Source organism: Cystobacter fuscus (assembly GCF_002305875.1).
GTDB lineage: Bacteria > Myxococcota > Myxococcia > Myxococcales > Myxococcaceae > Cystobacter > Cystobacter fuscus_A.
Genome location: NZ_CP022098.1, coordinates 10,445,984 through 10,469,013 on the forward strand (window position 1 = coordinate 10,445,984; position 23,030 = coordinate 10,469,013).

The 23,030-nt window shown below is 65.7% G+C and carries 22 protein-coding genes; 6 read left to right on the forward strand and 16 right to left on the reverse strand.

From position 1 onward, the window contains the following. Positions 1 to 17: 17 nt before the first annotated feature. From CYFUS_RS42315 to CYFUS_RS42325, 3 genes are all read right to left on the reverse strand, one after another. Complete coding sequence (locus CYFUS_RS42315; RefSeq protein ID WP_095990375.1) at positions 18 to 683, reverse strand: hypothetical protein; 666 nt, start codon at positions 681 to 683, stop codon at positions 18 to 20. A 31-nt stretch (positions 684 to 714) separates the two neighbouring features. After that, positions 715 to 2,199 (reverse strand): M48 family metallopeptidase, encoded by a 1,485-nt coding sequence (locus CYFUS_RS42320; RefSeq protein WP_095990376.1) that lies wholly within the window; start codon positions 2,197 to 2,199, stop codon positions 715 to 717. A 231-nt stretch (positions 2,200 to 2,430) separates the two neighbouring features. Continuing rightward, on the reverse strand, positions 2,431 to 4,176 hold the full coding sequence (locus CYFUS_RS42325) for an MDR family MFS transporter (RefSeq protein ID WP_095990377.1): 1,746 nt from the start codon (positions 4,174 to 4,176) through the stop codon (positions 2,431 to 2,433). A 71-nt stretch (positions 4,177 to 4,247) separates the two neighbouring features. On the opposite strand from CYFUS_RS42325, the gene CYFUS_RS42330 reads away from it, so the two are divergent. Beyond that, positions 4,248 to 4,736 (forward strand): NUDIX hydrolase, encoded by a 489-nt coding sequence (locus CYFUS_RS42330; RefSeq protein WP_232537125.1) that lies wholly within the window; start codon positions 4,248 to 4,250, stop codon positions 4,734 to 4,736. Between the two features lie 10 nt (positions 4,737 to 4,746). Here CYFUS_RS42330 and CYFUS_RS42335 read toward each other — a convergent pair whose 3' ends face one another. Both CYFUS_RS42335 and CYFUS_RS42340 read right to left on the reverse strand, forming a co-directional pair. Further along, on the reverse strand, positions 4,747 to 5,175 hold the full coding sequence (locus tag CYFUS_RS42335) for a hypothetical protein (protein ID WP_095990379.1): 429 nt from the start codon (positions 5,173 to 5,175) through the stop codon (positions 4,747 to 4,749). Then, positions 5,168 to 5,986: a hypothetical protein gene (locus CYFUS_RS42340; RefSeq protein WP_157758968.1), complete on the reverse strand. Its 819-nt coding sequence runs from the start codon at positions 5,984 to 5,986 to the stop codon at positions 5,168 to 5,170. Before CYFUS_RS42340 ends, CYFUS_RS42335 begins: the two co-directional genes overlap by 8 nt. A gap of 258 nt (positions 5,987 to 6,244) precedes the next feature. Here CYFUS_RS42340 and CYFUS_RS42345 point away from each other — a divergent pair, with 258 nt between their 5' ends. Both CYFUS_RS42345 and CYFUS_RS42350 read left to right on the forward strand, forming a co-directional pair. Continuing rightward, on the forward strand, positions 6,245 to 6,583 hold the full coding sequence (locus CYFUS_RS42345; protein WP_095990381.1) for a hypothetical protein: 339 nt from the start codon (positions 6,245 to 6,247) through the stop codon (positions 6,581 to 6,583). A gap of 88 nt (positions 6,584 to 6,671) precedes the next feature. Next, entirely contained in the window at positions 6,672 to 7,850 is a 1,179-nt protein-coding gene (locus CYFUS_RS42350) for a radical SAM protein (RefSeq protein WP_095990382.1), read from the forward strand. Positions 7,851 to 7,878: 28 nt separating this feature from the next. Here the strand turns inward: CYFUS_RS42350 and CYFUS_RS42355 are convergent, their stop codons facing one another. Then, complete coding sequence (locus CYFUS_RS42355; protein WP_095990383.1) at positions 7,879 to 9,378, reverse strand: carboxypeptidase M32; 1,500 nt, start codon at positions 9,376 to 9,378, stop codon at positions 7,879 to 7,881. A 69-nt stretch (positions 9,379 to 9,447) separates the two neighbouring features. On the opposite strand from CYFUS_RS42355, the gene CYFUS_RS42360 reads away from it, so the two are divergent. Further along, positions 9,448 to 9,993: a hypothetical protein gene (locus tag CYFUS_RS42360; RefSeq protein ID WP_095990384.1), complete on the forward strand. Its 546-nt coding sequence runs from the start codon at positions 9,448 to 9,450 to the stop codon at positions 9,991 to 9,993. 24 nt (positions 9,994 to 10,017) lie between these two features. Here CYFUS_RS42360 and CYFUS_RS42365 read toward each other — a convergent pair whose 3' ends face one another. After that, complete coding sequence (locus CYFUS_RS42365) at positions 10,018 to 11,637, reverse strand: peptide chain release factor 3 (RefSeq protein WP_095990385.1); 1,620 nt, start codon at positions 11,635 to 11,637, stop codon at positions 10,018 to 10,020. Positions 11,638 to 11,807: 170 nt separating this feature from the next. On the opposite strand from CYFUS_RS42365, the gene CYFUS_RS42370 reads away from it, so the two are divergent. Continuing rightward, complete coding sequence (locus tag CYFUS_RS42370; protein WP_095990386.1) at positions 11,808 to 12,194, forward strand: RidA family protein; 387 nt, start codon at positions 11,808 to 11,810, stop codon at positions 12,192 to 12,194. An 85-nt stretch (positions 12,195 to 12,279) separates the two neighbouring features. Here the strand turns inward: CYFUS_RS42370 and CYFUS_RS42375 are convergent, their stop codons facing one another. From CYFUS_RS42375 to CYFUS_RS42405, 7 genes are all read right to left on the reverse strand, one after another. Next, on the reverse strand, positions 12,280 to 13,248 hold the full coding sequence (locus CYFUS_RS42375; RefSeq protein ID WP_095990387.1) for a hypothetical protein: 969 nt from the start codon (positions 13,246 to 13,248) through the stop codon (positions 12,280 to 12,282). A gap of 6 nt (positions 13,249 to 13,254) precedes the next feature. Next, on the reverse strand, positions 13,255 to 14,226 hold the full coding sequence (locus CYFUS_RS42380) for an alpha/beta hydrolase (RefSeq protein WP_095990388.1): 972 nt from the start codon (positions 14,224 to 14,226) through the stop codon (positions 13,255 to 13,257). Between the two features lie 22 nt (positions 14,227 to 14,248). Beyond that, the gene (locus CYFUS_RS54730; protein ID WP_095990389.1) at positions 14,249 to 14,722 is read right to left on the reverse strand and encodes a Rieske 2Fe-2S domain-containing protein; all 474 of its coding nucleotides are present in this window, start codon (positions 14,720 to 14,722) and stop codon (positions 14,249 to 14,251) included. Then, the gene (locus CYFUS_RS42390) at positions 14,671 to 16,104 is read right to left on the reverse strand and encodes an iron-containing redox enzyme family protein (RefSeq protein ID WP_095990390.1); all 1,434 of its coding nucleotides are present in this window, start codon (positions 16,102 to 16,104) and stop codon (positions 14,671 to 14,673) included. Before CYFUS_RS42390 ends, CYFUS_RS54730 begins: the two co-directional genes overlap by 52 nt. Beyond that, positions 16,101 to 17,132, reverse strand: coding sequence for a 50S ribosomal protein L11 methyltransferase (locus CYFUS_RS42395; RefSeq protein WP_095990391.1), 1,032 nt, complete (start codon positions 17,130 to 17,132; stop codon positions 16,101 to 16,103). The genes CYFUS_RS42390 and CYFUS_RS42395 overlap by 4 nt, the downstream gene beginning before the upstream one ends. A 124-nt stretch (positions 17,133 to 17,256) precedes the next feature. Next, the gene (locus CYFUS_RS42400) at positions 17,257 to 18,129 is read right to left on the reverse strand and encodes a bifunctional transcriptional activator/DNA repair enzyme AdaA (RefSeq protein WP_095990392.1); all 873 of its coding nucleotides are present in this window, start codon (positions 18,127 to 18,129) and stop codon (positions 17,257 to 17,259) included. A gap of 584 nt (positions 18,130 to 18,713) precedes the next feature. Continuing rightward, positions 18,714 to 19,520: a hypothetical protein gene (locus CYFUS_RS42405; protein WP_095990393.1), complete on the reverse strand. Its 807-nt coding sequence runs from the start codon at positions 19,518 to 19,520 to the stop codon at positions 18,714 to 18,716. 728 nt (positions 19,521 to 20,248) lie between these two features. Between CYFUS_RS42405 and CYFUS_RS42410 the strand changes: the two genes are divergently transcribed. Beyond that, positions 20,249 to 21,316 (forward strand): hypothetical protein, encoded by a 1,068-nt coding sequence (locus CYFUS_RS42410; RefSeq protein ID WP_095990394.1) that lies wholly within the window; start codon positions 20,249 to 20,251, stop codon positions 21,314 to 21,316. Positions 21,317 to 21,603: 287 nt separating this feature from the next. Here CYFUS_RS42410 and CYFUS_RS42415 read toward each other — a convergent pair whose 3' ends face one another. Next, positions 21,604 to 22,362 carry a DUF5953 family protein gene (locus CYFUS_RS42415; RefSeq protein WP_198316330.1) on the reverse strand — a complete coding sequence of 253 codons (759 nt, stop codon included), beginning with the start codon at positions 22,360 to 22,362 and terminating at the stop codon, positions 21,604 to 21,606. 35 nt (positions 22,363 to 22,397) lie between these two features. Next, positions 22,398 to 22,952: a DUF6310 domain-containing protein gene (locus CYFUS_RS42420; RefSeq protein ID WP_157758971.1), complete on the reverse strand. Its 555-nt coding sequence runs from the start codon at positions 22,950 to 22,952 to the stop codon at positions 22,398 to 22,400. Between the last annotated feature and the right edge of the window lie 78 nt (positions 22,953 to 23,030).

The window sequence follows — 23,030 nt, forward strand, 5'->3', positions numbered from 1 at the left end:
CTCGTCGAGCGACAGGACTAGCCGGCCCGGAGAGCCCGAAGTTCAGCCGTCGCGTGGGCGGCCCGCACATGACGATCGATCAGCTCCAGGGTCTCATCCCAGTCCAACTCCTCGCCGTTGACCTTGATGCCGACCATGCTCACCCCGACGCGGCGATTCTTGCCCTTGGCGACCACCAGCGCCTGCGACATCAGCATGCCGCGCACCTTGCTCGCGGTGGGCAGGCGCGTGTCCTGGCCGACCTGGAAGTTGATCCAGGTCTGCGATGGCTCGACGATCTCCACGCCGGTGACCTCGACCAGCGGCAGTGGCGCGGACAGATTGGTCACCCGCAGTTCGGTGCGGGTCAGCACCATGTGCGGCGAGGCTCCATCATTGCGGTGCTGGTAGGCGAGCACCAGACCGAACAAACCCAGGGCCAACAGGACGGCGATCCCGCCCCAGCTCGGCGAGGGCTGCTTCATCATGTAGATCGCCAGCGCCAGCGGCGCCACGCTGAACAACGGGAAGCGGTAGAAGAACTTCTTGGTATCGCGGAACTCACTGCGCTCGGGCGCGTTGGCGATGATCTGCTCGAGTTCGTGGATCGCCTTGGCCTGCTCGGCCTTGCTGCTGTGGGCGAAGTCTTCGCTGAGCGACTGCGCCAGGCTCTTCGTGGTGTCTGGGACTCGGGATTGAGGCATGGGCAGCTTCCTTGAAGAAAACGGGTGGGTGTCAGGCGGCCCGTGGGCGGCTTTCCAGCATTCGCGAAAACCATGAGGTCTCCGCCTCACCGAGTTTGCGAGTGGCTTGCCGCAGCAGTTCCGGGTCGAGCGATGCGACGAGCGCCTCGAGCCGCGTACGGGTCGGAGGATGGGTATCGACCGGGTGGGCGATGGTGTGCTCCAGCGTCTCCTGGGTCAGCGTCAGCTCGGTCCGCCGGAGCTGTTCCAGAAGGGCCTGGATCAGGTTGGCACCCCGCAGCCGCGGATCGGCCAACAGCTGATCGATCACCTCGGACACCGCGGTGACCCGGATCAGCGCCGAGGCACACACGGCGGGGCCACCGACACGCGCGCCGACCTGATCGGCGGCCAGTTCCTGCTGGCGGCTCCAGTAGAGGTAGGCGCGGTCGAACTGCTCGAGATAATACACCGAGGCCCAGATGGCCGGACGGTTGAACCAGCTCGGCTTGTCCTCGTCCTGCCGCACCAGCACGGAGATCTTCTGCTGCATGCGCTGGTACAACGGCGACAGCCGCGCGCCATGGTCGGTGTCGTTGTGCGAGAAATGTCCGAGTTCGTGGCCGATGATCGCGGCCGTCTCGGCCTGGCTCAGCACACTGGCGAAGGTCAGCGGGATGTACAGCGTGCGGCCACTCAGCATGTGCTGCTGCGGCTCGACCCGTACTGGCGTGCTGGTGACGAAGAAGCCCTGGACCAGGCCGACCACGATATGGTCCGGCCGCGGCACGTCGAGCTTGCGGGCGATGCCGTCGATCCACCGCCACAGTCCCGGCGCGTCGTCGCGCGTCTGCACCCGGCCGAGCACGTCCACGCACGAAGGTTCCAGCGGCGCCAGCTCGCGACGGGCGCGGAAGAACAGCCAGGCGGTGCACCAGATCGCGCCCCACCACGGCAAGGTGAACACCAGAGCCACGTAACCGTGGGTGGCCCAGTGGGTATACGTCCATGCCACCTCGTACAGCGCGGTGGCGCTCAGCGCCGTCAGCAGCAGGCCGATGTGCCACAGCAGCAGCCGTGACACCGCGTCGAAGCTCGCCCCCAGATGCTCCAGCAGGTAATCGAACGAGCGGTACGCGCGGCGGCTGTCGATACGAATCTTCAGCACGATACCCAGGCCCACCACGAAGGCGCCGAACGCACCGAGTAGCGCGGCGACCGACAGCGCGCGGCGCAGCATCAGGCTGCCTCGCTGACCCTCCAGAAAGCGCAGTTCCTCTTCGAGCTGTCTGGCGCGCGACTCCATCACCTTGCGCTTCATCGCCGCCTCACGGCCGCTCTCGCCGGTATCGGGGAGGTCGCGCAGCCGCGCCAGCCGCTGCGGCAACCGCACCAGGTCCTGCTCGGTCTCCGTCACCCGGAACCACTGCAGCGCGGGGTAGAGCATCACGCCAAGAGGGAGCAGCAGCAGGAAGGCGAGGACTCTGCGTTGAATGGCGTGGTCGTTCATGACGTGAAGCAGGGCGCGGCGGCCCATGCGCTTCCAATGGCCACTCGGCCACGAGGGCCCGTCCGAGGAGAGAAGCGCATGACTCGCTCTACTGAACGATCGTTCGTTCAGATGGAGGGCGGGTTAACACATCTTCTTCTCTCTTTTCAATGCTCAGGTGGAAGATCGACCGTTCAAGAATCCGCTGGAAGAGGAACCGCCCCCGCGGAGAAGTGGGGGATCTACCGCCCGCGCATGCGTGGGCGTCGTCTCGAGGGCCTACTCCAAGGCGGCGGGAGGCGGCGCGTTGCTCTTGCGCAGGGGAAGCTCCGGCAGCGCGAGGACGACGAGGAACACCAGCGCGGCGAGCAGCAGGGTCACCAGGTAGACCAGGCGGATGGCCTCGGTGAAGGCCGTCTTGAAGGCCCGGGCCACCTGCCCCACGGCGGACTCGACGGACTCGCGCGCCCGCGCCAGGCCCTCGAGCTGACCCCGCGCCTGGGCATCCCCCTCCCCCGCCGCCCGGGTGAGCGCCTCGCGCCGCCGGTCGAAGTCCACGGCCAGACGCGCCTTGAGGGCCGCCGCGTCGAACATCCGCCCTCCCACCAGGCCCTCCCCTCCCGCCTGCCCGCCCGCGTCCGAGGGCGGAGCGAACTCCCGGCGCCACTCGGCGGGGACGTTCCGGGTGGCCTCGGCCATGTGCGTGGCCATGGAGGAGGCGAGCACCCCGCCGAACACCGTGCCCAGCAGGGCCACGCCCATGGTGGAGCCCATCTGCCGGAAGAAGGTAGCGCTCGCGGTGGCCACGCCCATCTGATGGGGCGCCACCCCATTCTGGATGGCCAGCGTGAAGAGGGGAATCGAGGGCCCCAGTCCCAGGCCCACGAGGATCATCTTCAACGTCAGCTCGCCCTGGGTGGAGTCCGGCGAGAGGGTGAAGGCCATGATGCCAAAGCCCGTCATGAGCACGACCTGGGCGATCTGCATCAAGGGCTTGTAGCGGCCCCAGCGCGACACGAGCTGGCCGGAGACGACGTTGCCCGTGACCACGCCCAGCGTCAGGGGCGTGAGGGTGAAGCCCGAGCGCGTGGCCGACAGCCCCACCACGTTCACCATGAAGAGGGGCAGGAAGACGATGGCGCCCAGGAACACCCCGCCGTTGAGGAACGCGGCCAGGTTGCCCACGGCGAACACCCGGTTGCGGAAGAGCGACAGATCGACCAGGGGCTCGCGCACGGAGCGCTCGACGAGGAGGAAGGCGATGAGCCCCACCCCGGAGACGGCCAGCAGGCCGAGGATGGGAGGCGAGCCCCACGCGTACCCCACCGCGTCCCTGGTGGAGGTGCTGCGGCCCAACGACAACGCCACGAGCAGGGGCACGGTGAACAGCGCCAGGGTGAAGGCCCCGCCCACGTCCACGGAAGGCCGAGCTCCCGGGCGGCGCAGGGGCGGCATGCGCGTGAGGATGAAGACGAGCGCCACGGCGCCCAGGGGCAGGTTGACGAAGAACACCCAATGCCAGCTCAGGTGGTCCGTGAGGAAGCCACCCACCAGGGGACCCACCACGCTGGACAACCCGAACATGGCGCCAAAGAGGCCCTGGTACTTGCCGCGCTCGGCGGGCGGGAAGATGTCCGCGACGATGGCGAACGCGCTGGTGAAGAGCGACGCGGACCCGGCCCCCTGCACCGCCCGGGCGAGGATGAGCTGGACCGTGGTGCGCGACAGGCCGCACAGCGCCGAGCCGCCCAGGAAGATGAGGATGCCGATGACGAGGATGCGCCGCCGGCCGAACCCGTCCGACAGCTTGCCGTACACGGGCACCAGCACCGTGGAGGCCACGAGGTAGGACGTGGTGAGCCACGCGTAGAGCGAGGCGGGGATATGCAGGTCGCGCTGGATGGAGGGCCCCGCGGTGGACACGATCGTCTGGTCGAGCGCGGCGAGCAGCATGCCGAGCATCACCCCTGCGAGGGTGAAGAGCTTCTGCGGTCGCGTCATGTCGAAGGTGTGCGAGGCGGCCATGGAGCACGGCTTCTCACGAAGGAGCCCCTCGCCACAACGTGAAGCGAGGTAGGGTCCGCATGGGAGGCATCGTGAGTTCTCTAGTGGATCCCCTCGTGCGCGTGGCCTATCGAGGTGCCTACAATCTGGCACTCGTCTGGTGGTTCGTCCGACGTCCAAGGACCGAGGGAACCCTCGTGGGGGTGTGGCGGGGCCGCGAGGTGTTGTTGCTGCAGAACTCCTACAGGCGCGACTTCAGCCTGCCGGGCGGTGGACAGAACCCGGGGGAGAGCCTCGCGGAGACGGGCGCACGCGAGCTGCGCGAGGAGGTGGGGCTGCACGTCCCGCCCGAGCGGCTGCGCCCCGTCTTCGTGAGTCGGAACCAATACGTGTACAAACACGACACCTGCCACTTCGTGGAGCTGGAGGTCGAGACCGAGCCCCCCCTGGTGCTCGACCACCGCGAGGTGGTGTGGGCCCGGTTCATCGACGTGGACACCGCGCTGCGGCTGCCACTCGTGCGGGTCGTCCGCGAGTACCTGGAGGACGCCGTGCGGCGGCGCGTCCCTCGTCCGCCCTGAAGCGCGAAAGTCAGAAGTAGGTCACCACGCCGCCGTGGAAGTGGATGGCCGCCTCGACGGAGTCAAAGGCCTTGCACGCCATGACGGGAACGAGCCGGCCGCAATGGAAGGTGTGGCCGGTGATCTCCTCCCGCGTCTGCTCGAAGCCCTCGGCCGACACGGTATAGAGGTAGACAGGCCGCCCGAGCAGCTCGCTCAACGCACGGGGAACCCTCATCTTGACGCGCTGGTGGAAGTCCACCGAGAGCTGAAAGCCATCCTCGGAGTCCCACGGGAAGGCGTGGGCCGCGGCGAAGGCGGCCAGGTCGCTCGCGTAGACCAGGGCGGGCCATTGCTCCGGATCCACCTCGCCCGGCATGAAGATGCGGCGTGGCTCGAGGACGGCGATGTCCGCAATGGCGCTCCCATGAAAGAGCACGCTGGGCCGAGAATCATTCATATCGCTCAGTATAACGGAAGACGTCTGACAACAGTTCCTCCAACAGCGGCCAGCGCCGCTCACGGCGCTGCATCCACCCCAGCACGCCGATGAAGTCCTCATAGACCTGGAGGGATTGACGCTCCAGGTGGTGTTTGAACCGGGACGACTCGGTGAACCGCACCAGGGAGAGCACCTCCTGGAGGAATTGCTCGCGCAACCCCTCACCCAACGCCTCGAAGTGCTGGAAGCACAGCTCCTCGGGGCGGAACTCGCGGGCGTCTGGCAACACGCGCAACAGGTCCAGGCAGTCCGCGTCATGGACGATTCGCTGCTCGTCACTCGAGAAGGACTGGCCTGGAGGGGGATCCTTCCACGCCACCGCCCGCGCGAGCCGCTCGACATGGGCCGGGGGGGCGCCGAGCGACTCCAGGAGGGAAGCGAGCAACCGCGCGCTCTCCGCGTCCCAGAGATCCCGCCCCTCGTCCTGGCGCGCGGCATCGTGGAAGGCCGCCGCCAGCGCCAGTCCCAGGGGATCGTCCACCGGGGGCCGTTCCGCCCGGGCATAGAGCCGCGTCAGCGCCTGGGCCAGGAACGTGACACGCACGCAATGCGTGACGCCATGGGCCCCCCGGGCCAGGAAGCGGCCCTCGGCCACACCCCGCCGGTAGTCCTCGTACCCCAGCGCTCCCGGAGCGAAGAGGGGCTCGTCGAGGGGCCGTGTCCGCCCCGAGCCGCCCTCCACGTACAGGGGCCGCTCGGGATAGAGCGCGCGGTAGTAGGGCACCACGTGGACCTGGAGCGCCCGGCCCAGCAACTCCAGCTCAGTCATTCCGGAGGTCATCCGTTCGCCCGGTGTCTGTCCTGTCGCCCAGGAAGCAACAGGTGAGAGTGTTGCTCCTGGAGCAACAGATGAAAGGTGTTGCCCCTGAAGCAACACGTGACGGCCCGCCAACCAGCCATGACGAGTCATTGAAGCCCGAGCGTGAATTGAAGTAAAGTCTGTCTCGCGGGGGCGCCCGGGTCTGGGACGTCCCCGCCCGCTGGCCAAGGCCACGCCGGCATCCACCCGTTGAATCCCGAGGTTGCCATGAAGAAGGATTCGTCCGAGCAGTACTTGAAGTACCTGGGCGCGCTCGCGCTCACCGTAGCGACTCCCGCGACGGCTGCTCAGCCCGAGGCCGCGCCCATGCCTTCCAGCGAGAGCGAGGTCCAGGCGTCCCAGAACCTGAAGACCCTGACGGCCTCCATGCAGGCGGCGGAGCACGGCTACAGCATCCCCAGTGTCCCGCCCAGCTGGCCCGAGAGCACCTACGTGCGCCGGGTCATCTACATTCCCCCCATCAAGACGACGGTGGCGGAGCGCCAGGCTCCCGTGAACACCTCGCTCAGCCAGTTGATGGACGAGGTCAGCAAGAAGAGCGTCTGAGCCGTACCTCGAGCCGGCGGTCCCGTCTCCTCACGGGCGGGGCCACCGGCCGGATCGAAACCTTTCGCCACGGGGAGCCCCTCTGAACATGAGTCAAACCATCGATCGCCGGATGGAATTCGTGGTGAAGGTGTCGAAGTTCTGCAACCTGCGCTGCCGGTATTGTTACGAGTACGAGTCCCTGGGCAATCGCGAGGCGATGAGCCGGGAACAGCTGCGGCAGCTCTACCGCCACATCGAGGCCTGGCGGGCCCGGGTGGACGCCCGGGACGGAAAGCGGACGGAGATTGGTTTCATCTGGCACGGAGGAGAGCCGTTGCTGTTGGAGCCGGGCTTCTACTGGGACACCTTCGCCGATCAGCGGGAGATCTTCGGTGAGCAGGTGGCACGCAAGAACACGCTGCAAACCAACCTGACGGTCCTCGACGAGGAGCGCCTCGCGTTGTTGCGCGACGGCTTCGACGTGGTGGGGGTGTCGGTGGATGTGTTTGGAGGCCTGCGCGTCAACGTCGGAGGGAGGGATCAGCAACCCCTCACGATGAAGAACATGGAGCTGCTGCGGGAGCAGGGTATCCCCTTCAGCACCATCACCGTGTTGACCCGGGCCAACCTCGGGCGGATGCGCCACATCTACGAGCTCTTCTCCCGCGCGCGCATTCCCTTCCGGCTGCTGCCCCTGTTCGATGGCGCCTTCGACGGGCAGCATCGAGGCTTCGAGATCAGCACCCAGGACATCCTCAAGGCCTTCCAGGATCTGGTGGACTTGTGGATGGAGAAGGACGGCTTCCTGGAGGTGTACCCCACGCTGGAGCAGATCCAGGTGGTCCTGCGCTCCATGCAGGCGGGCGCGGCGCCCGTCTATTACAACAAGCGCGAGTGGCTCCCCGTGCTGCTGGTGAACACCAACGGCGACTGTTTCACCTATGGGGACCCGTACGAGGAGCCGGAGTGGTGCGTGGGCAACCTCTTCACCACCTCGTTGGATGACATCCTCGCGGGAGAGCGCTTCGCCCGCTCCGCGCTGGCGGCCGAGCGCCGCATGGCGGCCAACTGTCTGACCTGCCCCTATTTCGGCCACTGCAGCGGCTATCCCATCGCCGAGGAGCACTACAACTGCGGGCAGAAGACCGGCGAGGCGGAGCGCACCTGCGTGGTGGAGCGCAACCTCTTCGCCTACATCGAGCAGCGCATCCGCCGCGAGGGCGGAGTGCCCGAGGCCTGGCGCGCGCGGGCCCAGGAGGGCCACGAGGAGCGCCGCATCGCGTGAACCCCCCTGCCCCCTCGGCGTCCGCGCGTCAGAGTGTCACGCCGTAGAGGGCGCCGAACTTGGACTGGAGATAGGCGAGGAAGTCCACGTCGGTGAGGCCCTGGCCCGTCACCTTGCGCACGAGCTCCTCCGCGGGCAGGCGGTAGCCCTCGGCATGCACGTGGTCGCGCAGCCAGTCGCGCAGGGGCCGCAGCTCGCCGCGGGAGAGGCCCTCCTCCAACCCCGGCAGGGCCCGCCGCGCCGCGGCGTAGAGGGACGCCGAGTAGAGGTTGCCCAGGGCATACGTGGGGAAGTAGCCGAACTCGCCCCAGGCCCAGTGGATGTCCTGGAGCACGCCTTGCAGGTCATCCGGCGGGGTGATGCCCAGGAAGCGCCGCATGCGCTCGTTCCACGCCGCGGGCAGCTCGTCCAGGGGCAGCTCGTCGCGGATGAGCAGCAGCTCCAGCTCGTAGCGCAGCACGATGTGCAGGTTGTACGTCACCTCGTCCGCGGCCGTGCGGATGAACGAGGGCGTGACGCGGTTGATGGCCGCGAGGAAGCCGTCCAGCTCCACGCCCGCGAGCCCCTCGGAGAAGGTGTCGCGCAAGAGCGGGAAGTAGTGCGTCCAGAAGGACCGGCCGCGCCCCACGAGGTTCTCCCACAGGCGCGACTGGGACTCGTGCAGCCCCATGGAGGGCGCGTTCGCCAGGGGCGTGCGGTGGTGGGCCGGCTGGAAGCCCTGCTCGTACAATCCATGCCCGCCCTCGTGCAGCGTGCTGAAGAGGCCCTCCAGCGACTGCTCGTCCAGGTCCGTGGTGAGGCGCACGTCCGTGGGGTGCAGGCCGCTGGAGAAGGGGTGGATGCTCTTGTCCTGCCGCCCCGCGTCCAGCTCGAAGCCCATGTCCCCGAGCATCCGCAGCGACACGCGCCACTGGGCCTCGGTGTCGAAGCGCTGGCCCTGGAAGAGCTCCGGCACCTGGCGCGGCGCGGCCTGGAGCGCTCCCACCAGGCGGATGAGGGTGTCACGCAGCGAGGCCAGCACCGGGCCCAGGCGCGCCACGCGCATGCCGGGCTCGTACTCGTCGAGCAGGGCGTCATAGCGCTCGCCGCCATGGCCATACGCGTCCGCCTGCTCCCGGCGCAGGGCCAGCAGCCGGGAGAGGGCGGGCTGGAAGCGGGCGAAGCGGCGCTCTTCCCGGGCCTCGCGCCAGGCGTGCAGGCCCTGACTCTGGGCCTCGGCGAGCGCCTTCACCAGCGTCCGGGGCAGCTTCACCGCCCGATCCCGCTCCTGCGTCAGCACGCGCGCCATGGCACGCTGGTCCGGCGTGAGCCCCGGAGCGTCCGAGGCCCAGGCGAGCAGCTCGCCCAGCCGGGGGTCCACCAGGCGCTCGTGTTGGATGCCGTGTAGGGTGGAGAGCTGGTGGGAGCGGGCCTCATGGGCCCGGGTGGGCAGATAGGTCTCCCGGTCCCACGAGGCCAGGCCGATGACTCCTCCCAGGTCGCGGAGTTCCTGCATCCGGGCGAGCAGCGCGTCGAAGGTCTTGTCCATGGAGGGAATCCTTAGTCCAGCCCGGCTCGGACTTCCGCACGGCCCGGCATTCGGTTAATGGGCCAACGCATGGCCACCCAGGTTCAGTTCTTCATGTCCCCCGACGACGAGGTCGCCTTCTTCCGCCACCTCGAGCGCTTCGAGCTGGAGGTCTACCCCCGGCGCGTGCCCCCCGACTGGGAGACCTTCCGCGCCTCGCAGGCGAACGTGCCCCGGCTGCCCGAGGAGGATCTGTACCTCGTGGTGCTGGCCGCCGGCCCGGCCATCGTGGACAAGATGAAGCGCGGCCCGGACAAGGGCTTCTGGCGCATCGACGAGGTGCGCTCGCCCGTCATCTTCCTCGAGCGCTGCCGGATGAACGAGGAGGGCGAGCTGCTCAGCGGCCAGATGTGGGCGGAGATGGACGTCACGCCCCAGACGGGCCGCAAGGAAGCGGCCGCGGATATCTTCATGCGCACCTACCGCGAGGTGGAGGAGTACCTGAAGAAGACCTTCCGCAAGGGCGACCCCAAGCCCTTCCTCGTGGGCCCCAAGGCGGCACGCCTCCACAAGGAGACGCGCCTCGTGCTGCGCGACTCGGCGCACCGGGGCGGCACGGTGGTGCCGTACAAGTAGCCCGCCCCGGGCGGCTCCGGTGCTTCAGCTCCCCGTCGCGGCGAGCTGGCGCAGCTGCGGCGCCGCCGAGAGGAACTTCAGCTCCGGGTGCTTCTCCTCGGCGTGCTGCAGGGCCCAGTCATCGCGGAAGAGCACCAGGGGCAGGCCGTCGCGGTCCTGCACCGTCTGGCGGTTGCCCTCCCAGTCGAAGGTCTTCGGATCGAAGTTCGGCCCCACCACCCAGCGCGCGTGGCTGAAGGGCAGCCGGTCCAGGATGATTCGCGCCCCGTACTCGTGCTCCACGCGGAACTGGAGCACCTCGAACTGCAGGGCGCCCACCACGCCGACGATGGGATCCTTCATGCCCATGCCGAGCTGCTGGAAGATCTGCACCGTGCCCTCCTCGGAGAGCTGCTCCAGGCCCTTCTCCATCTGCTTGCGGCGCAGCGGATCCTTCGAGCGCACGATGGCGAAGTACTCCGGGCTGAAGCGCGGCACGCTCTCGAAGAGCAGGTCCTCGCCCTCGGCCAGGGTGTCGCCGATGCGGAACATGCCGGGGTCGAACAGACCGATGACGTCTCCCGGCCACGCGTCCTCGATGGCGGTGCGCTCGGCGGCGAGGAACTGGCTGGGCTTGGCCAGGCGCACGTCCTTGCCCAGCCGCGAGTGGAACGCCGTCATCCCCTTCACGTAGCGGCCCGACACCACGCGCATGAACGCGATGCGGTCGCGGTGCGCGGGGTCCATGTTCGCCTGGATCTTGAACACGAAGCCGGAGAACTTCGGGTAGGTGGGCTCGCGCGGGCCCTCCTTCGTCGGACGCGAGGTGGGCGGCGGCGCCAGCTCCAGGAACGCGTCCAGGAAGGGCCGCACGCCGAAGTTGGTCATCGCGCTGCCGAAGAACATGGGCGTGAGCTGTCCCTCGGTCACCTTCTCCCGGGTGAACTCGTCCCCGCCGATGTCCAGCAGTTCGATCTCCTCCTTGAGCGTGGCCAGCTCGCGCTCGTTGAGCACCGAGTGGATTTCCTCGGAGTCGAGCGGCACCGAGCGCTCGGCCACCTCGGACTCGCCGTGGCGCCCTTCCGCGGAGAAGACGTGCACCACCTTGTGCTGCCGGTCATACACGCCCCGGAACTCGGGCCCCATGCCGATGGGCCAGTTCATCGGGTAGGCGCGCAGGCCCAGCACCTGCTCCAGCTCGTCCATGAGCTCCAGGGGCGCGCGACCGAAGCGGTCCAGCTTGTTCACGAAGGTGAAGATGGGGATGCCGCGCATGCGGCAGACCTTGAAGAGCTTCTTGGTCTGGGGCTCCACACCCTTGGCCGCGTCGATGAGCATCACCGCCGCGTCCGCCGCCGCCAGGGTGCGGTAGGTGTCCTCGGAGAAGTCCTGGTGGCCCGGGGTGTCCAGCAGGTTCACCGCGTGGCCCCGGTAGGGGAACTGCAACACCGAGGAGGTCACGGAGATACCACGCTGCTTCTCCAGCTCCATCCAGTCGCTCGTCGCGTGGCGGCTGGCGCGCCGCGCCTTCACGCTACCGGCCAGGTGGATGGCGCCGCCGTAGAGCAGCAGCTTCTCGGTGAGGGTCGTCTTGCCCGCGTCGGGGTGGGAGATGATCGCGAAGGTGCGCCGACGGGCGACCTCCTGGTCGAGCTCGGATGCCATGGAGGGTGGAACTATCACGCGGCGTGTATTTTTTCGCGGGGCACAGATTGCGACATCGCCTTGCCGGAAGGCGTGCGGGCCTTCAGGCGTTCGGGTATGCCCCCGCGTACACTCACCGTGCACCCCTCTTCGCCAGGAGGCGGGGATAAGGGGCCACGACAGGAGCCACCATGCAGCGCAGCACCTTTTCGACGGGAACTCCTTGGGAAACGCAGGTGGGCTACTCCCGCGCGGTCCGGGTCGGACCGTTCATCTTCGTCTCGGGGACCACGGCCACGGACGGCTCGGGCCAGGTGGTGGGAGGTGGGGACGCCCATGCGCAGGCCCAGCAGGCGCTGCGCAACATCCAGGCGGCGCTCGAAGGCATGGGGGCCGGGCTGGAGCACGTGGTGCGCACCCGGATGTACGTGACGGACATCGCCCACTGGCAGGAGGTGGGACGGGCCCACGGCGCCTTCTTCGGCGCCATCCGCCCCGCCACCAGCATGGTGGAGGTCAAGCGGCTCATCGACCCGGCCATGCTGGTGGAGATCGAGGCCGACGCGCTGGTGCCCTGAACCCGCGACTCCCCCGGAGGACTTCCAGGTACGGCACTCCCAAGAACGAAACTGGCGGAGTTTCGTGGGAGACTGGCCCACCGCATCAGGCGCCACGCTCGCCTCCTCCGCTTGGGGGAGTTTCAAAAGCTTCGCTCATGGCACGAGCAACGAGCCCCGCGGCCGAGAACACGACATACAGGAGGACGGCAACCAGCGAGTAGGGCGCGAACGCTACCTGTTTATCGAACGACTGGAGCACGAAGACGAGGATGGGGCTGCTCGCCAAGATGACTTCGGCTGTCATCGGTGTCGTACGCCGCATACCGGCCTGGAAGACGTAGATGGGTAGTGCAACGAGGACCCCACTGGCTGCCACGACCGAGGCCCACCGAGCAGGCTCCAGCGAGACAGTCGGCTCAGCGCTTCCGCCGGCCAGGAGCACAAAGGCCGCCAGCACGGAGGTGCCAACAAAGCGCGTGGCCATCACTGGCCGAGCGCCAATGCCTTGGTCGTGCAGGCGTTTAGAGAAGAGAATTCCGATCGCGCTGGATGCCCCGCTCGCGATCGTCAGTGAAACTCCAACCCATGCTGTTTTCTGGCCCTGATAGGGAACCCCCGTGCGGCCGCCGAGCAGGATCGACACGAGGAACACAAGCGATAGCAGATTACCTGCCTGGAACCACCGCTCGACTCGCCCGATCCGCCCGGATCCTTCGATACGAATGCCCAGGATATCGAGAGCCACGACTGTCAGGGGACCTGTGACGGCCCAGAGCATGTTGACGAACAATGGCTCGAGCGTACGGAGGGCAAGAAGATAGAAGATCCACGCCAGCGCGGTGGTGACGTTCATCCACAGCAGCGACCCGGGATGGGCCAACAGCATCCGTAACTGCCCTCGGTCGGCGAGCGCGCTCCACACCAGGAAAAAGGCGGAACAGGTGGAGAAGGCCGTCATGGCCACGAAAAAGACGTCGGCATTGTTCTGGAACACTTCGCCCAGGTAGACATCGCGCAATGCCGAGACCAGAGCGAAGAGCATGATCAAGAAGGGGCCAGAGAGCCGGCTCATGGGGAGTTACGAACGCCTACCCGTGCCCATCCTCCCCATCAAACGCTCCACTCCCCCGCACAGCGTATCGAATGCACGGGCGGCGAACGTGAAGCGATGGCGTGCGCGAAGGCTACCGTGTATGGCTCCACGTTCCACATGGAGTTCGCAAGGTACACCTGCGGCGGCCAGGCGGCAGGCATAGAGCCGCGCTTCCTCGCTCAACGGATCCGTACTCACGGTCCAGATCAGCGCAGGCGGCAGGGCGCTGAGGTCGCGCGCCAGCAAGGGCGATGCATACTCCGGCGAGACGTCATGATGATCGCCGAGGTAAAGGGACGTGTACTGGTAGAGTTCGGATTGAAAATCAGGGCTGCAATACTCGACCTCGCGCCGTGCCCAGCGATGTACATCGAGCACCGGGTTTATCGGTACGTGCCCCAGGATAGGAGGCCCGCCACGATCTCGTGCGAGCAGGCACAGGGCCGCGGCGAAGTTGCCCCCACAGCTCTCCCCCGAGAGGATCAGCCGGTTGGGATCGACACCGCGACTGGTCGCACACGCGGCCACGTGCTGGAGCACCGTATATCCATCCTCGAGAGGGGCTGGGAAGATATGCTCGGGAGCCAGGCGGTAGTGGTACGTCACGACCGTGACGTTCAGCCGATCCGCGAGATCGATGCCCATGCCGTCGGCGACGTCGACCGTGCCGCAAATGAATCCACCCCCGTGCGCATAGATGATGCACGTCTGCCCCGGTCCCGTGTCCCGAGGCTGAAACCAGCGCACCGGGATGGAATGGGTATCCAACTCAATGAGTTCATCACGAACCTCTATGCGCTCTCGAGGAGGAACTGGGAAGGCGCGAAAGAGATTACAGTAGTTTTTCCTCTGCACCTCCAGCAGCGAGGGGTCCTCTGGGATGCGAATGATCACTTCCGGAGGGTCGACTTCATTGCAAATGGCCTTGTAGGCAGAGTGCTCGTCGTTCTCTTTCATGATGCATTTCCTTCCGGCTCCTTCATGGGGAGCCGACTTTTCTTGGATGCTCACCACGCCCGTCAGTGCCTCTCGGGTCGGACTCCGCGCATGAAGGCCGCGACGTCCGCACCACGGCTCCGCAAGAATTCGGCGGCCCGGCAGGCAGTACACGCCGCCGCAGAAGAACCTGTGCCTCCTCGCTCTCGTCCAGAATCGCAACGGCCGAGTCCCGACGGAGGACGAGCGGTAGTGCCTCGCGCAGGAGGTGGCGCAGTGAGATCCCGCGGTCGTGCCAGGGGCATTGAATCACCCCCTCGCTCGTATCGAGCCGACCGAGGTGGAGCGGCCCGCCGCGATGCGGGCAGACAGCGCTCACCAGAAAGGTCTCCTGCTCACTGGGAGCGAGGAGGAAGAGCTTCTTGCTCCCCACCTCGAGCAGGTTGACCCGTCTTGGATCGAACTTCAAGACACGCACGCGCGGTAATCTCCCACGGAATAGATGGTATAGACACACTTGTCGGAGTCGATGATGGCCCCGTGCAACCGGTTGCGCTGGATGACCGTCCCCTCTCCAGCGTGCAATACCGTATGGCGCCCGTGGCCGGTGACGAAGTGCATCACTCCAGACTCGATGTGACAGAGTTCGTCTCCGTCGTGGACGTGGGTCACCGAGAGTTCGCCACGCGGCTCGACGAACGTCTGCCGATCTGGCTGGATCACGCCCGCCTGGACCTTGGCGTAGACGCCAGGGTGCAAATCCTTGAAAGTACGTCCACCGTCCGCCCAACTCACCTGCTCACAGAAGTCCCGCTCGGCGAGTTCCCCGAGCAGCTTCGCCTCCTCGAAGCCGCGCACGATCTCCGGGATGATGGATTCTCCATGGGTGGCGACAGCCGGCTTGACGATCCGCTCGAAGACCATCTTGCTGTGGTGGCGATCGATGTGTGCATGCTCCAGGAAATACTGGACCTCGGCACCGCGCCCGAACACGGCGATGAGCATCTCCGCCATCTGGGCACAGGAATGGATGAATGCGGTCTCCGCCTGGAAGATGGCGCCAAGATAGCGGAAGAACTTCGAGTGGTCGCGGCTGATCCAGTTGTAATAGTTGTTCAGCAGCAGGGACGAGGTCAAATAGAATTGCCAATAGGCATGCGGCTTGGGGTCGAGATCATGGGCCCGGAGCAGCCTCTCGAACAGGGTGCTGTGCTTGGTTTCGTGGACACCGTATCCATATTCGTCGATCACGATCTTGAACAGCTCCGACTGGATCGGACCGAAATTGCCGAGGACGTTCCGGCCCATGGCCGAGGCCTCGAGGAGGAAGTCTCCCGCGAGCTGGATGAGCAGCGTCCTCGCCGCGTGCTCACGATTGGAGGAGCCGAGGATCGCCGCCATCGACTTGTTCTCGCCCTCGCGGTGAAGCGAGTCGGCGTAGTCCTGGAGATAGGCCTCCAAGGAGGCCGCGGTCCAACGTCCGGTAACGGAGACCTCGCGCTCCAGTGCGTCGAACAAATAGCGCTCCAGCCATGGGCGTACGACAGCAGCAAGGGCCATGGACCGTCCAGAATAAAACTCGGCGAAGTCAGCTCGCTTGGCTTCGAACCCCTGCTCCGGCAGAAGAAGGAAGTCCTGTTCGTAAATCGTGAGCAGCGTGCGATTCGCGCTCAGGCTCGTATAATTGAGAATCTGGTCCCAGCGGAGCGGCCTTGAGAAGTCCAGGTATTTGAAGACATGTGGCCTTAGCGTCCTCCGGTAGGGGTTGTCGTGGACGATCCACTCCTCGGTATCGACGAACAGCTCGCTCTCTCCATACTGGACGAGGCAGCGTTTGAACAGCTCAGGGTCACCGAGATCGACGGCCGGCGGATTGGTTTTCTCTGGTACGTGTTTCAAATGCTCTTCCTCTCGATTGGGGGATGAATATTGAACCAGACGCTCGTGGCGTCGTGGGCCGCTTCCACGACAGCGGTCGCGCCCCGGTCGAAATGGAGGGGGCGTTCGAAACACAGAACGGCTTGCATCCAATGGCTTCGCGGATTGCTGGGCGCGTTCGAGAGGTGAACACCATCACCGAGATCCAACTCGAACCAGAAGACGATGCCATGGACGGTGCCGCTCTGCCGCACCTCGACCGGCACCCTGGTGACGCGCGATGTTGGCGGGAACTCCCGAAAATCGAAGTCGAAGGCCTTCGTGGGGATGCTGAGCAGGGTATGGTCCCATGTCACCAAGCGAACCGGGAAATACTCCCGTGTCGAAAAGTGGTTGAACATGCTCACATCGAACCCGCTGGCCTCAAAGACGAAGTTGTTGCGGTGGATGGCGCTACTCTCGAGGAGAGCAAACACAATGCGCGCCCTCGCGGGGATGATCCGGGCCTCGGGGCGAAGGAGGTGCTCGCGCGCATGGTGGACAATGGGCAGGATGCCCTCGCCAAGGAGCCCACAATCGATGGTCTCGGTGACGAGCACGTCAGCCAGAGTGGGCAGATCGCGCCCGACGCTCAAATCAAAGGAACTCTTCGACAAGACGGAGACGCGCTCGGACAGATCGTTCGCCGCGATGATGCGTCGTGCCATATGGGCGATTGGCTCCAGCACCTCGCATGACACCGCGGCGCGGGCTCCGGCCCGGACGGCCATCATCGCCAGGAGGCCCGAGCCCGTCCCCACATCGAGGACAAGCTGACCGGGCGCCACCTGGGCGCGCAGCGCCTCGTGAAAGGTACGGTTTCGCTCGGTGTCGTTGAGCATGGCGAAATGCCATCTGGGTATCATTCGCCGGTAGACGCGGTTGATGGCGGAGGAATCCTCAGACGGCAGCCGGAGTGCCAGCACTTTCTCGAAGGTCTCGAGAGAATCATACGGAGCTTCTGCGCTGGCACCTTGAAAGGCGCGCTCGAGTTCATTGGTCATAATCATCGTGGCCCCACCGGGAACACTCTTAGCGGATGCTCGGGGGGGCCTCTATCCGAATCTTGCTCTGGACATCCAGCCAAGCTCAAACCAACGCCTTCCTGGCCTGCTCGTCGAATGAGCGGAGGCGTCAGGTTCCGGGAGCAATGCCGTGCAGCGCCTTCCAGAGTCTCCGCTGCAAGGCGATGCTCAGGATGTGGGGCGGGAGCTTCAGCCCGAACTGAGGGGCGGCGATGATACCGAGGATGTGCTCCACCTTCCTCGTGAGTTCGGCACCACCATGGAATATGAACGCATTGGGGAATCGCTGTGACAAACGTTCCACGAGTTCGTGCGGAGAGGCGTCGAAGTCGATCTCACAAATTCCTTGTTCCGTCATCGCCAGGAGTTGCGTTCCCAGCGGCGAGCTGGTCAGCACATAGCGGATCCTCATTCCGGCCGCACCATTCTTGAATTGAGCGGGTGTCATACCGAGTTCCCTTACCGTCTTCTCATAGACACGGCTCGTCGAGCTGAAGCCCGCGTCATAGATGGCCTGGAGGATCGGCGCCCCCTGGGCAAGCGATTGTTTGAGGCGCGCGATCTGACATGCGGTCGCGTATTCCTTGGGTGTAATCCCAACGTACTTCTTGAAGAGCCGCTGCAAATAGAAGCGGCTCAGCCCGACATGCTCGGCCAGGTGTTCGAGTGTGGGGGGTTCCTCCGCTCCTTCGATCAGCTCACAGGCCTGTTGGACCACCACCCGGTAGCGCTGGTGGATCGAGGATTCGAGGGGATTGCAGCGCTGGCACGGGCGGTAACCAGCCGTGATCGCCACATGGCTCGTCGCGAAGAAGAGCACGTTCTCTCGGTTTGGCTTCCGCGAGGGACAGGTCGGCCGGCAAAAAACACCCGTTGTCTTGACGCCATAACGGAAGCAGGCATCGGCGCACGGATTCCGTGTCACCAATGCATCCCAACAATCATCGTCCGTAGCGAACTGAAGAGGCGTGAGGCCGGCCACGACAAAACTCCGGTAGGAGGACGTAGCGAGAGTTCTTCGTTCCTGACCTCGGGCTCTATCCGAATGTTGCCGTCGAATCGGGCTGTGGGCTCCAACCTTATGTGTTCAATGAAGCGAACATCGATGACAACTGGCGTCGGCCAGTCTCTGGTTCAGCACGTTGTACTTGTTTGGGTGACGCGCACCGATGACGTGGAGCGAACTCAACCGCCGGTGCACCGCATCTTTCTGCGCGCGGTGTTCGCTCTGCAGCATCGGAGGGCACGGCGGCAGGGCCTGCGGAGTGGACAGGTCGGGGCCGAGCCTGCTGCAATCCCGTTTTCACCCGGCCCTCGTTCTGTCGCTTCCTCACCTTGGATTGCTGGCTCGGTGGAAACCCGTGGGTTGCACGGGGTATGCGAGGCATTGGTGTCCGCGGGTGTCTCGGGCGTGCGCCACATAGGACGTAGGGCCCAGGACCGCAGAGCAACCCTCATCGTTGGAACCCAGGCGAGGACTGCTACGCCGCCGCGTGCTCTCCCCTCTCACCGAGTGTAGCGTATGGACTGGCGAGGTGTGGCTGGAGAGGAGCAGTGCTAATAGTGCTAATGCCGCCCCAACTCCCTATCCCAGGCAGCCAACTGCAGGGTCACTGTGTAGGTGTAGGCACTGGAGATCTTCTCGAAATCCCTCGGGGAAAGCGCGGAGAGGCGCTCGCGCAGGAAGCTCGGGTCACTGAGTACCTCGCGGTGCTTGAATTCGGCGTCCACCTCGACCAGGACAGGAATGACCCGGAGCATGGCCTCCATACACTCCTCTCGGCTCGCACGAGACATGCGCGCCACCGTCAGCGCCATGTGTTCGCGCACCGAGACGGGCCCACCGGGACACCACGCCTCCAGCGTCTTGCGGTAGATGGAGTCCATGAGTTCGTCGAGCGTAGGGTGGGTGTCGGGCACCCTGTACGCATAACGCGGGCCTTGGAGCACGTCCCAGAAGCGCAGCAACGCGGCGAGCCGCCTGGCCATGCGCTCCGCGCTCCGCGGTGAGGGAGGGGACACGGCATGGTAGAGCGCGCCCCACGGGGTGCTCAGACAGAAAGCCTCGAAGGCTTCCTCCATGCGCTGGCGCGCCTCCTTCGGGACGCCTTCATTCAAGCTCAAGAAGACGTCGGCGAACAGGTGCACCCGCCAGCGCGGGCGGGGGACGACGTCGAACTCAGCCCCTGAGAGCACCTCCAGAAGCTCACCGGGCGGCACCTGGAGCATCTGCCGGGGCTGGGTAAAGGCACCGGTTTTGAGGTACTCCCGAGCCCACCCCTGGCCCTTGGCCCTCACCTTGCGGAGGACGGCGCCGGTAAGGCCGTGAAGCATCGCGGGAAACTCGAGCACCGGGGACTGTGGCGCGGCCATGTCGCAGGCCCTACCACAGCGGTCACGCGCGCATCAAGTGCCAGGACCCGCGCTCGCTCCGAGAGCGCCAGATGCATCCCGCTGGCTCAGCGACAGTCCACGGGCAGGTAGACCTGGCCATGAAAGCCACCGGGCCATTCGCCCCCTTCATAGGCAACCCGGAGCACCTACTCGGCCAGCTCACCGCGCTGCTCTACAAGACGCTCGGGCTCTCCCAACTCCCCGTCCTTTGACAACTGTGGGTTTCGTCCGTCGGCGCACGGCCTCGCGCGGGTGCGCTGAGAGAATTGCAAGAGCCGCAAGAGCCGGGAAGGTGTCCCATGTACACGCGGGCTACCTCCTCGGTGAAGGGGCGTAGCACAACCGCCAGGATGTGGCTCGGAAGGAGGATCCGGGGGAGGTGGGCGGCCACTCTCGACTCGGCGCCAGTTCATGCGCGACCGATCCTCACCACGTCTCGGTCCCTGCTTTGAGATGGAAGTGGAGTACCAGCATGGTGGAGGTCAAGCGGCTCATCGACCCGGCCATGCTGGTGGAGCTCGAGGCCGACGCGCTGGTGCCCTGAACCCGCGACTTCCGACGTTGGTTGTCCACGCGGGGGAGAGTGGGATGAGCGGCGTTTCTGCTCAACGGCCTCCGACCGGGGGGTGATTTCACGGCGGGGACATAGGGCTGCATGGTGGGGGCTCTGCTCGTGGAGGGCCGGATGCGAGCGGGAGAGGATATCCATGCGCTCCTATCAGACGGCGCTTGCCGTGGTGCTGCTCGCCGGGGGCTTGTTTGCCGGGGGGAATGTCAGTCATGCCGCGGACTCCCTTCCCGTGCCGCCTGACGCCCGGAATTTCATCCAACCTTTCTTCCTCATCTTCGACCGCAACGAAGAGCAGGTGATTGTCTTCCTGGCCAACCATCCCGTGTACGAGGCCATAGAGGTCATGGTGACCCGGCGGGCCGGCCAGCAGCCGCTGCTGAGGGTGATCATTACACGGCATGACACAGACCAGATCGACCACATCAATGACGTGCAGCTTGCTCGAGAGCGCGCGGCGTTGCTGCCCGAACGCAAGACGGTCTACCGGCCCATCCTGTACGAGCAGAGCGAGGTCGCTGGCATCGTGACCTCGCGGCTGAGGTTCAAATCCTATCGAGGCGAGGACATAGACTTGCACTTCCAGGCACTTGCTCCTGTTTCGGTGGCGGGACGGCTCATCGCGACGGAGCACGCGAGGGAGGAGGCGCTGCCGGTGCTGTGGTCCAACGCGAGCGCCTTCGCAAGCCCCGAAACGCGGTTGACCATCGACGGAGTCTCCTACCCGCTCAGGCCCGGCCCACAACCGGGGTCGCTCCTTGGCGTCTACTCCGCGGGCTTCCTCCTCGGGGTTGTGTACGAGGCGAGCCTGGAGCTGTACCCGCTCCGGTCTCCGCGCCGCCTCGCCGAGGGTGAGAAATGGGTCTACCTGGACAACCTAGGCAACCAGCATGTGTATGAGATCATTGATGTCGCAGGGGAGCAGCTCACGATCCACAAGACCACCACGTCACCGACGCTGACGGAGGAGTTCATTACGGTCCAGCGCGAGGGGAACGGGCTGCAACTCCGCACGGTGCGAGCCACGGGGCGAGGTGGGGAACAGGTTCGTCCAGGAGAGCATGGTCGGCGAGCCCTCCTCCGCTGCCGCAGCTGCCCGTCACCAGCCAAGGACGCCATAACTGGGCTGAGAGGTGTCGCTGAAAGGTGTCCGCTGAAAGGTGTCAGAGAACTTGTTCCGCTCCCTCGCCGCCTACGAGTCGTCTGACACCTGGACAGGGCTCCGAATCGCCCCTACGAATTGTCCGATACGCTTCTCGGGCCACCGCCGAGTAACCCGGTCGGGTCGCTCGCGTGAGCGTCCCAAGGAAGAAGACCGAGCGCGAGCAAGAGCGCCCATGGAAACGAGCCTCCAGGGCTCGCTCCACGTTTCGGACGGGTGCACGCGAACGAATTGGTTGAAGAGGTGTTCATGAGCGTATTGTCAACGCATCCCCCATCCAAGCAACGGCAATCTCCTCGGAGTCCCCGCAGATCCCACGAGCCGTACCAACCTCAATGGGCTGTGCGCCCGCCGATCTCCGGGAAGCGCTCGTAGGCCCGCTTGAGCGCGTCCAGGTGCGTGGAATCGTCCAGGTCGAGCGGCGCCTCCGTGAGCTGCACAACCCACCCACCGGTCGCGGTACACCGTGAGCGCGAGAGCAGGTCCGCGTCGCGGGCTTGGTCCGGGAACCCAATGGCTCGTGCGGCGGCGGCCGACCAGTAGTTCAGCCACCCGAGGCGACGCGGAATCTCAGGCGAACGAATGTAGTCTGGGAACCTGAGCGCGGGCAGCCCCCGTGGCGGAACTCCTGGCTTACGCACCGGATCGACCGTCTGCCGCGAAATTTCCACAGTCGCGTTGAAAGGCGTAGCATGTCCCCAATACGCGCGTGCGCCTTGCCCAATCGCCGCGAGCACCTCCGCGGCCGCCGCGATACTGGCCGCGTCGAATGGCAGTTGCGCATGAATTTCAAAATGCGGCGCGCCATCCGCGGCAAGACCGTTCGGGTTTTCCCACCCGGAAATCGTCACCAGATGAGCATCGTCATCATTGCAAAGGAACGGAAACCCTCCGTCTGTCCTATTGGACGCGACCCATTCATCGCGGTGAGGTAGCGATATGAGCTCCTCCTTCTCCGAGGTCGTCCACCCCAAGCGCAATCCTGGGAGCGCACGCTCCATTCCATGAACGATGGCAAGCGGGCGCCCATCGTCGCTCGTAAGCACAGGGGCGTATACGCTGATAGTCATCTCATTTCGGCCAAACGCCATGTCAGCACCAATTCATGAGGACGACGGTAAGGGTATCATCCAAACTCTCTCCCATTCACGTACACATCCCCACCGGGGAAGCTGTTGTTCGGCATCTTGTCCGCGCACTCGTTGTGCGGGTCATGCCCGCCCAGGTGGCGCGGCAATGGGATGGGCTTGCATCTCGTGTCGTCCTCCTCGGAGAGGGCGGTCTCGGGCTGCTTCTGCGGCGAGGGATGCCGGGCCGGTGCTTTCGCCGCACGAGGCTGGGCCTCGAGTTCCACCACGAGTTGCTGCGATGCCTCCGACACGTCTCGCAGCAGTGCCTCGAACTCCCGTTGAGCGTCGACCCAGGATGGGCGGCTGTCGAACTCCGGCCCGGCGGTGCTGGAGGGCCAGAGCAGGACGAGGCCCACGAGCAACGGGCCCACCCGGGAGGGCGCCCCGACGAACCTCCTGGCACGACCCGCCTGGGCAAGACCCTCTGCTCCCCTCACCACTTGACGCGGCTCCAAGTCATGACGCGCCCGAAACAGCAGCGCCCGGGCCCGGTCCAGGTCCGCCTTTCCAATCCGCGACTCCTGCTGCACCGGCTCCATCGGCGAGGACACGAGACGGATGCTCGGGCCTGGGGGAGGAGTCGGGACAAAGGCGTGAGACCGTGGCATCGACGGAGAGGGGGGCGCGCT

Excerpts from the sequence above, each read along its gene's own strand:
- CYFUS_RS42315 (WP_095990375.1), bottom strand. The coding sequence starts at position 683 with ATGCCTCAATCCCGAGTCCCAGACACCACGAAGAGCCTGGCGCAGTCG.
- CYFUS_RS42320 (WP_095990376.1), bottom strand. The coding sequence starts at position 2,199 with ATGGGCCGCCGCGCCCTGCTTCACGTCATGAACGACCACGCCATTCAA.
- CYFUS_RS42325 (WP_095990377.1), bottom strand. The coding sequence starts at position 4,176 with ATGGCCGCCTCGCACACCTTCGACATGACGCGACCGCAGAAGCTCTTC.
- CYFUS_RS42335 (WP_095990379.1), bottom strand. The coding sequence starts at position 5,175 with ATGAATGATTCTCGGCCCAGCGTGCTCTTTCATGGGAGCGCCATTGCG.
- CYFUS_RS42340 (WP_157758968.1), bottom strand. The coding sequence starts at position 5,986 with ATGACTGAGCTGGAGTTGCTGGGCCGGGCGCTCCAGGTCCACGTGGTG.
- CYFUS_RS42345 (WP_095990381.1), top strand. The coding sequence starts at position 6,245 with ATGAAGAAGGATTCGTCCGAGCAGTACTTGAAGTACCTGGGCGCGCTC.
- CYFUS_RS42350 (WP_095990382.1), top strand. The coding sequence starts at position 6,672 with ATGAGTCAAACCATCGATCGCCGGATGGAATTCGTGGTGAAGGTGTCG.
- CYFUS_RS42355 (WP_095990383.1), bottom strand. The coding sequence starts at position 9,378 with ATGGACAAGACCTTCGACGCGCTGCTCGCCCGGATGCAGGAACTCCGC.
- CYFUS_RS42360 (WP_095990384.1), top strand. The coding sequence starts at position 9,448 with ATGGCCACCCAGGTTCAGTTCTTCATGTCCCCCGACGACGAGGTCGCC.
- CYFUS_RS42365 (WP_095990385.1), bottom strand. The coding sequence starts at position 11,637 with ATGGCATCCGAGCTCGACCAGGAGGTCGCCCGTCGGCGCACCTTCGCG.
- CYFUS_RS42370 (WP_095990386.1), top strand. The coding sequence starts at position 11,808 with ATGCAGCGCAGCACCTTTTCGACGGGAACTCCTTGGGAAACGCAGGTG.
- CYFUS_RS42375 (WP_095990387.1), bottom strand. The coding sequence starts at position 13,248 with ATGAGCCGGCTCTCTGGCCCCTTCTTGATCATGCTCTTCGCTCTGGTC.
- CYFUS_RS42380 (WP_095990388.1), bottom strand. The coding sequence starts at position 14,226 with ATGAAAGAGAACGACGAGCACTCTGCCTACAAGGCCATTTGCAATGAA.
- CYFUS_RS42395 (WP_095990391.1), bottom strand. The coding sequence starts at position 17,132 with ATGATTATGACCAATGAACTCGAGCGCGCCTTTCAAGGTGCCAGCGCA.
- CYFUS_RS42405 (WP_095990393.1), bottom strand. The coding sequence starts at position 19,520 with ATGGCCGCGCCACAGTCCCCGGTGCTCGAGTTTCCCGCGATGCTTCAC.
- CYFUS_RS42410 (WP_095990394.1), top strand. The coding sequence starts at position 20,249 with ATGCGCTCCTATCAGACGGCGCTTGCCGTGGTGCTGCTCGCCGGGGGC.
- CYFUS_RS42415 (WP_198316330.1), bottom strand. The coding sequence starts at position 22,362 with ATGGCGTTTGGCCGAAATGAGATGACTATCAGCGTATACGCCCCTGTG.